This window comes from Amycolatopsis sp. NPDC051071 (genome assembly GCF_040682875.1).
Taxonomy (GTDB): Bacteria; Actinomycetota; Actinomycetes; order Mycobacteriales; family Pseudonocardiaceae; genus Amycolatopsis.
In genome coordinates this window covers 1-13,687 of record NZ_JBFBBY010000180.1, presented here as the reverse complement: position 1 = coordinate 13,687, position 13,687 = coordinate 1, and the positions used below count along the sequence as shown (strand labels likewise).

Annotated in this window: 11 protein-coding genes, 1 rRNA gene and 1 pseudogene; 11 read left to right on the top strand and 2 right to left on the bottom strand. The window is 70.1% G+C overall.

From position 1 onward, the window contains the following. The 9 genes from rrf to AB0M65_RS35140 all read left to right on the top strand — a co-directional run. A 5S ribosomal RNA gene (gene rrf, locus AB0M65_RS35180) occupies window positions 1-92 on the top strand; the annotation flags it as partial. A 164-nt stretch (window positions 93-256) separates the two neighbouring features. Then, entirely contained in the window at window positions 257-2,314 is a 2,058-nt protein-coding gene (locus tag AB0M65_RS35175) for a hypothetical protein (protein ID WP_364037805.1), read from the top strand. Next, entirely contained in the window at window positions 2,307-3,296 is a 990-nt protein-coding gene (locus AB0M65_RS35170; protein ID WP_364037802.1) for an HAD-IIA family hydrolase, read from the top strand. The genes AB0M65_RS35175 and AB0M65_RS35170 overlap by 8 nt, the downstream gene beginning before the upstream one ends. A 58-nt stretch (window positions 3,297-3,354) precedes the next feature. Next, on the top strand, window positions 3,355-3,561 hold the full coding sequence (locus tag AB0M65_RS35165; protein WP_364037808.1) for a hypothetical protein: 207 nt from the start codon (window positions 3,355-3,357) through the stop codon (window positions 3,559-3,561). Window positions 3,562-3,564: 3 nt separating this feature from the next. Next, window positions 3,565-4,380 carry a TlyA family RNA methyltransferase gene (locus AB0M65_RS35160; RefSeq protein WP_364037799.1) on the top strand — a complete coding sequence of 272 codons (816 nt, stop codon included), beginning with the start codon at window positions 3,565-3,567 and terminating at the stop codon, window positions 4,378-4,380. Beyond that, window positions 4,377-5,288, top strand: a complete 912-nt coding sequence (locus AB0M65_RS35155; RefSeq protein ID WP_364037796.1) for an NAD kinase — start codon at window positions 4,377-4,379, stop codon at window positions 5,286-5,288. Before AB0M65_RS35160 ends, AB0M65_RS35155 begins: the two co-directional genes overlap by 4 nt. A 53-nt stretch (window positions 5,289-5,341) precedes the next feature. Then, window positions 5,342-7,189: a DNA repair protein RecN gene (recN, locus tag AB0M65_RS35150; RefSeq protein ID WP_364037793.1), complete on the top strand. Its 1,848-nt coding sequence runs from the start codon at window positions 5,342-5,344 to the stop codon at window positions 7,187-7,189. 127 nt (window positions 7,190-7,316) lie between these two features. After that, the gene (gene steA / locus AB0M65_RS35145; protein WP_364037790.1) at window positions 7,317-8,501 is read left to right on the top strand and encodes a putative cytokinetic ring protein SteA; all 1,185 of its coding nucleotides are present in this window, start codon (window positions 7,317-7,319) and stop codon (window positions 8,499-8,501) included. After that, on the top strand, window positions 8,498-9,445 hold the full coding sequence (locus AB0M65_RS35140) for a copper transporter (protein ID WP_364037787.1): 948 nt from the start codon (window positions 8,498-8,500) through the stop codon (window positions 9,443-9,445). Before steA ends, AB0M65_RS35140 begins: the two co-directional genes overlap by 4 nt. Before the next feature lie 368 nt (window positions 9,446-9,813). Here AB0M65_RS35140 and AB0M65_RS35135 read toward each other — a convergent pair. Further along, window positions 9,814-9,911, bottom strand: a pseudogene (locus AB0M65_RS35135) (Asp/Glu/hydantoin racemase); the annotation flags it as partial. Window positions 9,912-9,937: 26 nt separating this feature from the next. Next, window positions 9,938-11,224: a 3-phosphoshikimate 1-carboxyvinyltransferase gene (gene aroA, locus AB0M65_RS35130; protein ID WP_364037784.1), complete on the bottom strand. Its 1,287-nt coding sequence runs from the start codon at window positions 11,222-11,224 to the stop codon at window positions 9,938-9,940. A gap of 89 nt (window positions 11,225-11,313) precedes the next feature. On the opposite strand from aroA, the gene AB0M65_RS35125 reads away from it, so the two are divergent. Then, a complete protein-coding gene (locus tag AB0M65_RS35125) occupies window positions 11,314-13,017 on the top strand; it encodes a CTP synthase (RefSeq protein ID WP_364037781.1) in 1,704 nt (567 codons plus the stop codon). After that, entirely contained in the window at window positions 13,014-13,640 is a 627-nt protein-coding gene (locus AB0M65_RS35120) for an NUDIX hydrolase (protein WP_364037778.1), read from the top strand. The genes AB0M65_RS35125 and AB0M65_RS35120 overlap by 4 nt, the downstream gene beginning before the upstream one ends. The last annotated feature ends 47 nt before the right edge of the window (window positions 13,641-13,687 follow it).

Sequence of the window (13,687 nt, the reverse complement as noted above, 5' to 3'; positions counted from 1 at the left end):
CGCCCGGTCCCATTCCGAACCCGGAAGCTAAGCCTGACAGCGCCGATGGTACTGCAACCGAAGGGTTGTGGGAGAGTAGGACACCGCCGGACTAACTTCAGGACAGGGTCCTGACCAGGGTTGAGAACCTCTGACAGGTTCTCCCCGGTCAGGGCCCTGTCTCTTTTCATGTCCATGGACCGACTACAGTGGTCTGTTGGCGCGCCCAGTGGGTGTCGCCGGTATCGAAACTTTTTCAATAGTGGCAGGAGGCCAAGTGTCCGAGTTCGGTCGACGTGACTCAGATGATGGCGCGTCCGGCCGGTCGGGCCGCCGGGACGAGAGTCCCCGCGGAGGCCGGTCTGACGCGCAGCGAGGTGACCGGCGTGATTCCGCCGGCGGCAGGCAGGACCGGGGTGGTCGCGATGGCGGCTACCAGGGCCGCCCGCGCCGTGACGACCGCGGTGCCCGCGGTACGAGCAGCAGCTACTCCGGCAAGCCCGGGGGCAGTGGCGACGGTTCCCGTGACCAGCGCTCCGGCGGCAGCCGGTTCGCCGGCGCCGGGCAGAAGCGCGACGAGAATCGCCCGCGCTACAACAACAACGCCGACGACCGTCGCGGCCCTGGTGCCGTCGACCGTCGTGACGACCGGTCCGGCAGTCGTGACAACGACCGCCGTGGCGGCGGCTACCGCTCCGATGACCGGCGCGACAGCCGGGACAGTCGCGGCGGCGGTGACCGTGGCGGTTACCGCTCGGACAACCGCGGCAGCAGCGACAGCCGTGGCGGTGGCTACCGGTCCGACAACCGCGACAGCCGGGACACCCGTGGCGGTGACCGTGGCGGTCACCGGTCGGACAGCCGCGGCAGTGACAACCGTGGTAGTGACAACCGCGGCAGCGCTAGTCGAGGTGGCGACAGCCGGGGAGGCGACCGGGGCGGTTACCGCTCCTCCGACAGCCGTCCCGAACGTCGCTACGACAACCGGTCCGACAACCGGTCCGACAATCGTTCGGACAGCCGCTCTGACAATCGTTCGGACAGCCGTTCCGAAGGCCGGTACGAGAAGCGCTCCGACAGCCGCCCGGCCCGTTCCGGCTACGGCTCGGACAGCCGCGGCCGTTCCGACGACCGCCCGTCCGGCAACCGCTACGAAGGACGCCCCCAGGGCAAGTCCTACGGCGACCGCGACAACCGTGACAACAGGGACAGCCGCGACAGCCGGGGCGGCAGCGACGACCGGCGTCCGTCGTACCGCGACGACCGCGGTGGCTCCCGTTCCGGTGGCTACAACAGCGACCGCCGCGACGACAAGCGTCCTTCCTCGGGTGACCGTCGTCCCAGCAGCGGTGGCTACGAGCGGAAGTCCTACGGCGACCGTGACAACCGTGGCAGCGACAGCCGTGGCACTGAAAACCGTGGCAGCGACAACCGTGGTGGCGGCTACCGTCCCTCCGGGGATCGTCCCGACCGCAGGCCGTCCGGCGACCGTCCGGAGAAGCGCTACGACGACAAGCGGAGCGATTCACGCGGCGGCGAAGGCCGGTTCGAGCGTAAGCGCGACGACCGTCCCCAGCGTGACCGTTCCGAGGGCCGCAAGGACTTCCGGCCCTCGCCCCGCACCGAGGACAAGTCGGTCGACGACGAGACCTTGGCGCGCGAGCTGCTGTCGGCTCCGGAACTGCCTGAGGGCATCGAGTTCTCCGACCTCGACGAAGAGGTCCGCCGCGAACTCCGCACCCTGCCCAAGGCACTCGCGGAAACCGTCGGCAAGCACCTCGTCGCCGCGGGTGGTCTGATCGACGAAGACCCCGAAGCCGCGATGGAGCACGCCAAGTACGCGAAGGCCAAGGCGTCGCGGGTCCCGATCGTCCGTGAGGCGCTCGGCCTGGTCGCCTACCACGCGGGCAACTGGTCCGACGCCCTGTCGGAGCTGCGTGCCGTCCGCCGGATGACCCGGTCCGACGACCACATCGCGATCATCGCGGACGCCGAGCGCGCCATCGGCCGCCCGGAGCGGGCGCTGGACCTCGCGAAGGAGGTCGACAAGGAGCGTCTGGCCAAGGCGACCCAGATCGAGCTCGCGATCGTCGCCGCCGGCGCGCGGCGTGACCTCGGTCAGCTCGACGCCGCCGTCGTCTCCCTCCAGGGTGACGACCTCAAGGCGGAGAAGCGCGACCCGTGGAGCGCCCGGCTGTTCTACGCCTACGCCGACAACCTCGCCGCCGCCGACCGCAAGGACGAAGCCGTCCGCTGGTTCCTGAACGCGGCAGAGGCCGACGAGGAGGACGAGACCGACGCCGCCGAGCGCGCCGCGGAGCTCACGAATGGCTGACGCCCTCTCGGCCGGATACGACGCGGTCCTGTTCGACCTCGACGGCACGGTCTATCACGGCAGCACCGTGGTCCCGGGCGCCCCGGAAGCACTCCGGGCGCTTCGGGACCACGGCACGGCCGTCCGGTTCGTCACGAACAACGCCTCCAAGGCACCCGCGGAGGTCTCCGCGCACCTGGAGGCACTCGGACTGCCCGCCGTCCCCGAAGAGGTCCACACGAGCTCTCAGGCAGCCGCCGCCCTCTTGGGTGAGCGGCTGCCTCAGGGCGCCGTCGTCCTCGTCGTGGGCACGGAGTCGCTGTCCGCCGAGATCGCGTCGGCGGGGCTTCGGACGGTCCGGGAAGCCGGTCCGGACGTGGCCGCCGTGGTGCAGGGGCATTCCCCGGACAACACCTGGGCCGCTCTCGCGGAGGCGTGTCTCGCCATCCGCGCGGGCGCGCTGTGGGTGGCGACCAACGTCGACGCGACCCTGCCGACCGAACGCGGTCTGCTGCCGGGCAACGGGTCGATGGTCGCCGCACTGCGCCACGCCACCGGCCTCGAACCGCTGGTGGCGGGCAAGCCGGCACCGTTGTTGTTCACCACGGCGGCGAAGGACGCCGGTGCGGAGCGGGCCCTGGTCGTCGGTGACCGGCTGGACACCGACATCGAGGGCGCGGTGGCCGCCGGAATCGACGCGCTCTGCGTCATGACCGGCGTCGCCGACGCGCTTTCCCTGCTCAACGCGACTCCCGAGGAGCGTCCGCGCTACCTCGCGCAGGACCTGTCGGGGCTGAGCACCCGTGCCGATCTGCTCGAGGTCGGGCCCAAGGACGGCTGGCGGGTCACCGCACAGGGTGACGTCCTCGAGGCCGAGGGTGAAGGCGACTCCCTCGACCTCCTGCGCGCGTTGTGCGCGGTGGCCTGGGAGACGGGGATCACCGAGGTCCGAGGTGTGGGCGACACCGCCCGCGCCGCGCTCGGCGAGCTGCGCCTCGGCTGACCAGCGCTGCTAACTTGGTGGGGTGCAAGACCACTTCCACCCCGTTCCGCGGCCCCCGGTGCCCGGCGCTGCGCCTGCCCCCGGGCCGCCGCCTGTTCCTGTCGATCAGTTCGCTCAGCAGGACACAGACCCGCGTGCCGGGATCGTCGAGGCCGTCGCCGGTCTCGACGACCTGGCCGCGCTGCCGCTCTCGGAGCACGTCGACCGTTTCGAAGCCGTGCACACCGAACTGACGGTGGCGTTGTCGACCATCGACAAGGTCTGACGCGTGCCCAAACGCGCCCGCCTGGACGCGGAGCTCGTCCGGCGGGGTCTGGCCCGCTCCCGCGAGCAGGCGTCCGCGCTGATCGCCGAGGGCAAGGTCAGCGTGCGCGGGATGGTGGCCACCAAACCCGCGACCGGGGTCGAGTCCGGCGCGCCCATCGTGGTGCGTGACGGCGACGATCCTGGCTGGGCCTCCCGCGGCGCGCACAAACTGCTCGGCGCGTTCGAAGCCTTCACCCCGCAAGGCCTCGCGACCGAGGGAAAGCGCTGCCTCGACGCGGGTGCCTCGACCGGTGGCTTCACCGATGTCCTGCTGCGCAACGGCGCCGCCACGGTGATCGCCGCCGACGTCGGCCGCGGCCTGCTGGACTGGCGGCTGCGCACCGACGACCGCGTGGTCGTCCTCGACAAGACGAACGTCCGCAACCTGACGCCCGAAGACCTCGGCGGCCAGGTCGACCTCGTGGTCGGCGACCTTTCGTTCATCTCGCTCAAACTCGTGCTGCCCGCGCTGGCGGCCTGCGCGCGCGACGGCGCCGATCTGGTGCCGATGGTGAAACCGCAGTTCGAGGTCGGCAAGGACCGGCTCGGCAGCGGCGGCGTGGTCCGGGATCCGGAGCTGCGCGCCGAAGTGGTGCTGGACGTGCTCGCCGAGGCCGAGAAGCTGGACCTGAGCCTGCGCGGCGTCGTCGCGAGTCCGCTTCCCGGGCCTGCCGGGAACGTCGAATACTTCGTCTGGCTTACCCGCGGGGTGGGGGAGACCGTCGGCACCGATGCCGAACGGCTCGTCCGGACCGCAGTCCTGGAGGGACCCCAATGAGCGAACGCGAGGTGCTGCTCGTCGTGCACCCGGACCGGGACGCGACCCGGGACGCGGCACGCGAGGTTTCGGCCCGTTTCGCCAAGGCCGGTGTGCGGCTTCGGGTGCTCGACGAGGACGTCCGGGAAATGCTCGAAGCGGACGGCGGGATCGGCGCGCCCTGCACGGTCATGGCGCCGGAGCAGAATCCGGCAGCCGGGACCGAGCTGGTGTTCGTCCTCGGCGGCGACGGCACGCTGCTGCGGGCCGCCGAACTGGCCAGGCCGAACGGCGTCCCGGTGCTCGGCGTGAACCTCGGCCGGGTCGGCTTCCTCGCCGAGGCCGACTCGGACAAGCTGGCCGACACCGTCCAGCGTGCCGTCGACGGCGACTACCAGGTCGAAGAGCGGATGACCGTCGACGTCGTGGTGACCGTCGACGGTGAGGAGACCGTCCACACCTGGGCGCTCAACGAGGCGAGTGTCGAGAAGAGCTCGCGGGAACGGGTGCTCGACGCGCTCATCGAGGTCGACGGCAGGCCTGTGTCGTCCTTCGGCTGCGACGGTGTCCTGTGCGCGACCCCGACCGGCTCGACGGCGTACGCGTTCTCCGCGGGTGGCCCGATCATCTGGCCGGACGTCCAGGCGCTGCTGGTGGTGCCGAGCAACGCGCACGCGATGTTCTCGCGGCCGCTGGTCGTCTCCCGCGATTCGGAGATCACCGTCGCCATCGATCCGGACGGCTCCCCGGCCGTGCTGACCTGCGACGGTTCGCGGACCTTCGATCTTCCCGCCGGTGCGGTCGTGCGGGTCACCTGCGGCAAGGTGCCGGTGCGGCTGATCCGGCTGTGGGAAGGCCCCTTCACCGACCGGCTGGTGCACAAGTTCTCGTTGCCGATCAAGGGCTGGCGGGAGCGACACGCCCGCTGACGGATGTCATGAAAGGGTCGTTCAGGACAATTTCGGTCCTGAACGACCCTTTCATGACGTGGCGGGTGCGGGAATGGTCGGGGTGGGCCGCTACGGTGGGCGTCGTGCTGGCCGAGATGCGCATCCAGGGCCTCGGAGTCATCGAGGACGCCCTGCTGGAACTGCACGCGGGCTTCACCGTCGTCACCGGTGAGACGGGTGCAGGCAAGACGATGGTCGTCAGCGGGTTGCACCTGCTCTCCGGCGGCCGAGCCGAAGTGTCCAAGGTGCGAACAGGAATGCTGAAGGCCTTCGTGGAAGGCCGATTCGAGCTGGGTGGTGCCGAGGGCGCCACCCGGATCGTCACCGACGCCGGGGCGGAGGTCGACGAGGACGGCAGCGTCATCGCGCTGCGCGCGGTCTCGGTCGACGGCCGGTCCCGTGCCCACCTCGGTGGCCGTTCGGTGCCGGTCGGTGTACTGGCCGACCTGTCCGAGCAGCTGATCGCGGTGCACGGGCAGAACGATCAGCTGCGGCTGCTGCGGCCCGCCGAGCAGCGCGCGGTGATCGACCGGTTCGCAGGCGAGGCCGTCACCGAACCGCTGGAGCAGTACCGGGCGGTCCGTGACGAATGGCTCGCCGTCGTCGCCGAACTGACCGAGCGGTCCACCCGCTCCCGTGAGATGGCGCAGCAGGCCGACCTGCTGAAGCACGGTCTCGCCGAGATCGACGCCGTCGCGCCGGAACCCGGCGAGGACACCGAACTCACCGAGCAGATCAAGCGGCTCGCCGCCGTCGACGAACTGCGCTCCGCGTCGAGTGCCGCGCATGCCGCCGTCGCCGGTTCGGCCGACGGCGACCCGGACGCTCCCGGCGCGCTGGGCCTGATCGGCGAGGCGACGCGCCATCTGAACGGTTCCGAGGACGCCGTGCTGCGTGAACTCGGGCCCCGGCTGGACGAGGCCTCGGTGCTGTTGTCCGAAGTGGGCACCGAGCTGGGCAGCTACCTCGAAACGCTCGACGCCGACCCGGCGTTGCTGGAGAAGGTGCTCGCGCGCCAGGCCGACCTGAAGCGGCTCACCCGCAAGTACGCGGCCGATGTGGACGGTGTGCTCGCCTGGGCCGACGACGCCCGCCGCCGGATGTCCACGATGGACACCTCCGAGGGGGCGCTCGCCGAACTGGCCACCCGTCGCGACGAACTCGCGGTGAAACTCGCCGAGCACGCCTTCATCTTGTCGGAGGCACGCGTCGAAGCCGCCGCCGAACTGGCCGAGGCGATCACCGCCGAGATGTCCGGCCTCGCCATGGGCCAGGCCGAAATCGAGATCACTGTCGAGCGGCGCACCGTCGACGAGAGCGACTCGCACGCCGTGAAGGTCGACGGCAGGCTGGTGCACGCCGGCCCGGACGGCGTCGACGACGTCGAACTGCTGCTGCGCGCGCATAACGGCGCACCGCCGCTGCCGGTGCACAAGGCCGCTTCCGGCGGTGAACTTTCCCGCGTGATGCTGGCGATCGAAGTCGTCCTCGCCCATGCGGACACCGTGCAGACGCTGGTGTTCGACGAGGTCGACGCCGGGGTCGGCGGCCGCGCGGCGGTCGAGATCGGCAGGCGGCTCGCGCGGCTGGCACGCAGCCACCAGGTCCTGGTGGTCACGCATCTGCCGCAGGTGGCCGCGTTCGCCGATCAGCATTTGGTGGTGGACAAGGGCACCAGTGGCGGGGTGACCCGCAGTGGCGTGCGCGTGCTCGAGCAATCGGAGCGTGTCGTCGAACTCGCGCGAATGCTCGCCGGAATGGAAAGCACCGAGACCGGCCGGGCGCACGCCGAGGAATTGCTTGCCGTCGCGGAAGCCGACAAGAGCGCGCCGGACAAGCCGAAAGCCCGTCGCGGTGGAAAGCGCAAAAAGGCGAAATAACGCTCCGAAACCGGGTGAACCCCTTCGTGGGACGTCCGGCGTAGCCCGACCTGGTGTGGGTTAATCGGCGTGTTTCGTCCGGCGTGGCGGACGCATAAGGCCGTACGGATTTGTCACTATCGGTCGCATGAAGCTCACCGGCTTGCTCACGCGTAACCAAGAGACCCTTCCCGGTATCACCGGCGTCGCCAGGGTCGACAGGCGTACGCGTGAACTGCTTCGCCGGCTGAGCCCGGGCGACATCGTCGTCCTCGACCAGCTCGATCTCGACCGCTCGACGGCCGATGCCTTGGTGGAGGCCGAAGCCGGGGCGGTGGTCAACGCTTCGCCGTCGATCTCCGGCCGGTTCCCCAACCTCGGCCCGGAGATCCTGCTCGAGGCCGGGATCCCGCTGGTCGATTCGGTCGGTGGTGAACTGCTGCGCAAGGTGAAGGACGGGACGAAACTCCGCCTGCACGAGGGCGTCGTCTACATCGGTGAGCGGCAGATCGGTTCGGGGGTCCAGCAGACGCGGGAGAGCGTCGCGGATCAGATGATCGAAGCCAAGGCCGGGATGTCCACCCAGCTCGAGGCCTTCTCCGCGAACACGATCGAGTTCCTTCGCCGTGAACGCAGTCTCATTCTCGACGGCGTCGGCGTACCGGAGATCCGGGTTCCGTTACGGGATCGCCACGCTCTCGTGGTCGCGGGCGGCAACGGTCATGCCGAAGACCTCAAGAAACTGAAGAAGTACATCTCCGAGCACCGGCCGGTGCTGATCGGCGTCGACGCCGGAGCCGACACCCTGCGCGCGCAGGGTTACCTGCCGGACGTCATCGTCGGCGACCCGCACGGGATCGGCGCGGAAACGCTGCGCAGCGGCGGCGAGGTCGTGGTCCCGGCGCAGCCGGACGGGCACGCGCCGGGTGTCGAGCGCATCCAGGATCTCGGGATCGGCGCGGTCACCTTCCCCGCCACGGGCAACGCCGAGGACCTGGCGCTGCTGCTGGCCGACGCGCATGAGGCCAGCCTCGTGGTCACCGTCGGTTTCCAGGCGACGTTGCGGGAATTCCTCGACCACGGCCGGTCCGGATCGAATCCGTCGACGTTCCTCACCCGGCTCAAACTCGGCACCAAACTGGTCGACGGCAAGGCCGTCGCGACCCTGCACCGCAACCGGGTGTCGATCGGCGCCATCGTGCTGCTGGTACTGGCGACCTTGGTGGCCGTCGCGGCCGCGCTGCTCGTCTCGGACGTGGGTTCGGTCTACCTCGGCTGGATCCGCGACACCTGGAACTCGTTTATCGCTTGGGGCAAGGGACTCTTCACGTGATTTCTCTGCGGTACCACATCGTTTCCATCGCCGCCTGCTTTCTGGCGCTCGCCATCGGGGTGGTGCTCGGGTCCACGGCGCTGAACGGTTCGCTGTTGTCCGGTCTCGCCGGGCAGAAGGAGGACCTGGGCTCCCAGGTCGCGGATCTGGAGGCGCAGCGTAATTCCCTCAACGCCCGCCTGTCCGACGCGGACACGTTCGCCGGGGCGATGGGACCGAAGGTCGTCGCGGGCCAGCTGGACAAGCGTTCGGTGGTGCTGGTGACCACAGAGGACGCGAAGCCCGCGGATCGCGACGCGCTCAAGCAGCTCGTCGGCCAGGCCGGTGCCTCCGTCACCGGTGAGATCCAGCTGACCGGGGCGTTCTCCGACCCGATGCGGTCCGATCAGCTGCGTGATGTCGTGACCCGGTTGCAGCCCGCCGGTGTCCAGTTCCCGACCGCGGGAGACCCTGGCACGCTGGCCGGGGCACTGCTCGGTTCGGTGGCGTTGCTGAACAAGGACACGGCGCAGCCGCAGTCCTCGCCGGTCGAGCTGGCGGCCGCGCTCGGCGGCCTCACCGACGGTGGTTTCCTCAAGGCGGGCCAGGACGTGAAGCCCGCCCAGCTCGCGATCGTGCTCACCGGCTCCAAGTACACCGGCGACGGCGCGGGTGACCGTGCCTCGACCGTCGCGCGGTTCGCCGCGCAACTCGACCGCTCCGGCGCGGGCACCGTGCTGGCAGGCGACGCCGGATCCGCCGACGGCACCGGCGCGATCGGCGTCGTGCGCGCCGACACCTCGTCGACCTCGATCCTGTCCACTGTGGACAACGCGGAGACCGCGGCCGGCCGGGTCACCACGATCATGGCGCTGCGCGAACAGCTCGAAGGCGGCGCCGGGCGCTACGGCATCGCCGGCAACGCCCAGGCCCCCGCACCCGGTATCGCCGCCGAAGGCAACTGACCCTTTGAGGGGCAAGTCAAGGGTGGTGTAGTGGGTGTCCGTGCCCAATTAGTGAGGGGTAAGGCAAACGTGGCGTGACGGATTCGGCGGCGGGAGCGGACTCTTCAGGGGGCCCGACACCGCACTCGCGTGCTTGGAGACGTAACTCGCGTGCTTAAAGGCGTAACTCGCGTGCTTGGAGACGTAACTCGTGTGCTCAGACTCCGCACACGTGAGTTCGGCGTCCAGCACGTGAGATCCGTCTTTAAGCACGCGAGTTACGTGCTCAAGCACGCGAGTTACGTCCTTGAGCACGCGAGTTACGCCTTCAAGCACGCGAGTTACGTGCTTGAGCACGCGAGTCACGCCTTCAAGCACGCGCGTCCCGGGCGTCCGGCGGTCAGCAGCGCTGATTCCGTCCGGCGTTCGTCGCCCAGTTCGAGCACGCCCAGCCGGCACCGAGGACACCGACGCAGTTCTGCGCGACCGAACGTGAACTTCGCCCTTCGCCGGCTAGCCGAGCATCGCTGTCCAGGCTTCGGGGAATCCGGGGAAGGTCTTCCCGACCGTCTCCGGGTTCTCCACCTCGACCCCCGCGACCCGCAGCCCGAGCACGGCGGCCGCCATCACCAGCCGGTGGTCGTCGTAGGTGCGGAACTTGCCGCCATGCAGTGGTGCCGGGGTGATCCGCAGCCCGTCCTCGGTCTCGCGGACGTCGGCGCCCAGTGACGACAGTTCGGTGGCCAGCGCGGTCAGCCGGTCGGTCTCGTGGCCGCGCAGATGCGCCACGCCGGAGATGACCGACGGCCCCTCGGCGAAGCACAGCAGCGCCGCGATCACCGGCGTCAGTTCGCCGACCTCGTGCAGATCCAGTTCGACGCCGGGGATCGTCCCGCCGCCGGTGACCGTCAGGCCGCCCGCGTCGAGTTCGGCGGTCGCGCCGAGCAGCGGCAGCAGGCTGCGGAGCCAGTCGCCGGGCTGGGTGGTCCACTGCGGCCAGCCCGCGATCCGGACGGTGCCGCCGGTCGCGACGGCCGCGGCGACGAACGGGGCGGCCGTCGAAAGATCGGGCTCGACGACGTACTCGGGGCAGGAAAGCCGTGTCGGGGCGACATGGAACTCGGCGCCTTCGCGCTCCACCGTGGCTCCGAAGCGCCGCAGCATCTCCACGGTCATCGCGATATGCGGTTCGCTCGGCACCGCGCCGCCGACCAGGCGCACGGTGACGCCTTGCTGGAACGACGGCCCCGCGAGCAGCAGTGCCGACAGGAACTGGCTCGACGCCGACGAGTCCAGGTCGACCTTGCCGCCCCGCAGCCCGCCCTCGCCGTGGACGGTGAACGGCGGCGCCTCGCGGCGGTCGTCGTCGATGCGGGCGCCGAGGCCGCGCAGCGCCTTCAGCAGCGGCCCGATCGGACGGCGGCGGAGTGCCTCGTCGCCGTCGAACAACGCCGGGCCGGTGCCCAGCGCCGCCAGCGCGGGGGTGAACCGGGCGACCGTGCCCGCGTTGCCGAGTTCCACCCGGACGGCGTCGTTCGGGTGCACGCGGCCGGGGCCGAGCGGATGCACGAGGTAGCCCTCGATGCCTTCCTGCGAATGGGCGCCGAGGGCGTAGATGGCGCCGAGCATCAGCCGCGCGTCCCGGGAGTCGAGCGGGGTCCGTACCCGCGTCGGCGCGCTGGCGAGCGCGGCGAGGACGTAGGCCCGGTTGGTGATCGACTTCGAACCGGGAACGCGGATGTCCGCGTCGAGCGGGCCTTCCGCCACCGGTGCGGTCCAGGTGTCGCGCGCGTCTGTCACGCCGCGAAGGGTAGCGGTTTTCCACTCCATCGGACGCTTGCGGCGTGGCCGGTGAGCGCCTCGGCGGACGTGGGATAAGGTGGAAGCCCGTGGGACTTCAGTCGCGGGCTACCAAGTATGTCTTTGTCACCGGAGGCGTTGCCTCCTCTCTGGGTAAGGGACTCACGGCTTCCAGCCTGGGTCAGCTCCTTACCGCACGTGGGCTCCGGGTCACGATGCAGAAGCTGGATCCGTACCTCAACGTCGATCCAGGCACGATGAACCCGTTCCAGCACGGTGAGGTGTTCGTCACGGACGACGGCGCCGAAACCGATCTGGACATCGGGCACTACGAACGATTTCTCGACCGGTCCCTCGACGGCAAGGCCAACGTCACCACCGGCCAGGTCTACTCCGAGGTCATCGCCAAGGAGCGTCGTGGTGAGTATCTCGGCGACACCGTGCAGGTCATTCCGCACATCACCGACGAGATCAAGGCCAGGATCACCGCCGCGGCGGGCGCCGACGAGGACGGGAACAGCCCGGACGTCGTGATCACCGAGGTCGGCGGCACCGTCGGCGACATCGAGTCGCTGCCGTTCCTGGAGGCCTGCCGTCAGGTCCGCCACGACGTCGGCCGCGATCAGTGCTTCTTCCTCCACGTCTCGCTGGTGCCGTACCTCGCCCCCTCTGGCGAGCTCAAGACCAAGCCGACCCAGCACTCGGTCGCCGCACTGCGCAACATCGGTATCCAGCCCGACGCGCTGGTCTGCCGCGCCGACCGTGAGCTGCCGGAGGACCTGAAGCGCAAGATCGGCCTGATGTGCGACGTCGACACCGAGGCCGTCATCGCCTGTCCCGACGCGCCGTCGATCTACGACATCCCGAAGGTGCTGCACCGTGAGGCGCTCGACGCCTACGTGGTGCGCCGCCTCGGGCTGCCGTTCCGCGACGTCGACTGGACGGTGTGGGGCGACCTGCTCGACCGCGTGCACAATCCGTCGGAGACGGTGCGGGTCGCGCTCGTCGGCAAGTACATCGACCTGCCGGACGCCTACCTCTCGGTGACCGAGGCGCTGCGTGCGGGCGGGTTCGCCCACCGCGCCAAGGTCGAGATCGTCTGGGTCGCTTCGGACACCTGTGAGACCCCGGCCGGTGCCGCCGCCGCGCTGTCCGATGTGGACGGTGTGCTGGTACCGGGTGGATTCGGCGTGCGGGGGATCGAGGGCAAGGTCGGCGCGATCGCCTACGCCAGGACGAACGGCCTGCCGTTGCTCGGGCTGTGCCTCGGCCTGCAGTGCATGGTGATCGACGCGGCGCGGAACCTCGCCGGGATCAAGGACGCGAACTCGGCCGAGTTCGACGAGGCGGGCGTGAACCCGGTCATCTCCACGATGGCCGATCAGCGTGACGTCGTCGCGGGCGAGCGTGACATGGGTGGCACGATGCGGCTCGGCGCGTACATCGCCAAGCTCAAGCCGGGCTCGCAGGTCGCGAAGGCGTACGGCAGCACCGAGGTCTCCGAGCGGCACCGTCACCGCTACGAGGTCAACAACGCCTACCGCAAGCGCCTTTCCGAGGCCGGCCTGGTGTTCTCGGGCACCTCGCCCGACGATCACCTTGTCGAGTTCGTGGAGCTGCCCGCCGACAAGCACCCGTTCTTCGTCGGCACGCAGGCGCACCCCGAGCTCAAGAGCCGCCCGACCCGGCCGCATCCGCTGTTCAGCTCGTTCGTGAAGGCCGTCGTGGACCGCAAGGTCGCCGAGCGGCTCCCGGTCGAGCTGGCCGAGGCAGCTCGGACTGGAGTCCGGTGACCGAGCCAGGCAAGCACGAGTTCACCGTCGCGTCCACAAGGGACATCCACATCGGACGAGTCGTGGGGCTGCGGGTCGACGAGGTCGTGATGCCCGGCGGCGGAACCGCTCGCCGCGAGGTCGTCGAGCACCTCGGCGCGGTCGCCGTCGTCGCGCTGGACGCCGAGGGTTCGGTCACGCTGATCCACCAGTACCGCCACCCGATCGGGCGGCGGTTGTGGGAACTGCCCGCCGGCCTGATCGACAAGGCGGGGGAGGATCCCGTCGGCGCGGCCAAACGCGAACTGGTCGAGGAGGCCGGGCTCAGCGCCGAACGCTGGGAGACCCTGGTCGACGTCGCGGCGTCGCCCGGCTTCACCGACGAGGTCGTGCGCGTCTATCTCGCCCAGGATCTGTCCGAAGTGGACAGGGAGATCCTCGGCGAGGAGGAGGCCGACCTCGTCACGGCGAAGTTCCCGCTCGCCGAGGCGGTCCGGATGGCGCTGGCCGGTGAGCTGGTGAACGGGGCGACCGTCGGCGGCGTGCTGGCCGCGCACGCGGTGCTTTCGGGCGCGGCGTCGTCTCGGCCGTCGGACGCGCCTTGGGAGGACCGGCCGACGAAGTTCGCTTCGCGCGGTCTCTAGGGCGCTTCGCGTGTCATGAGGGGTCCCCATAGGACGAATTTCGTCCT

Coding starts and splice junctions, on each gene's coding strand:
- AB0M65_RS35170 (WP_364037802.1), top strand. CDS start 2,307: ATGGCTGACGCCCTCTCGGCCGGATACGACGCGGTCCTGTTCGACCTC.
- AB0M65_RS35155 (WP_364037796.1), top strand. CDS start 4,377: ATGAGCGAACGCGAGGTGCTGCTCGTCGTGCACCCGGACCGGGACGCG.
- recN (WP_364037793.1), top strand. CDS start 5,342: ATGACGTGGCGGGTGCGGGAATGGTCGGGGTGGGCCGCTACGGTGGGC.
- steA (WP_364037790.1), top strand. CDS start 7,317: ATGAAGCTCACCGGCTTGCTCACGCGTAACCAAGAGACCCTTCCCGGT.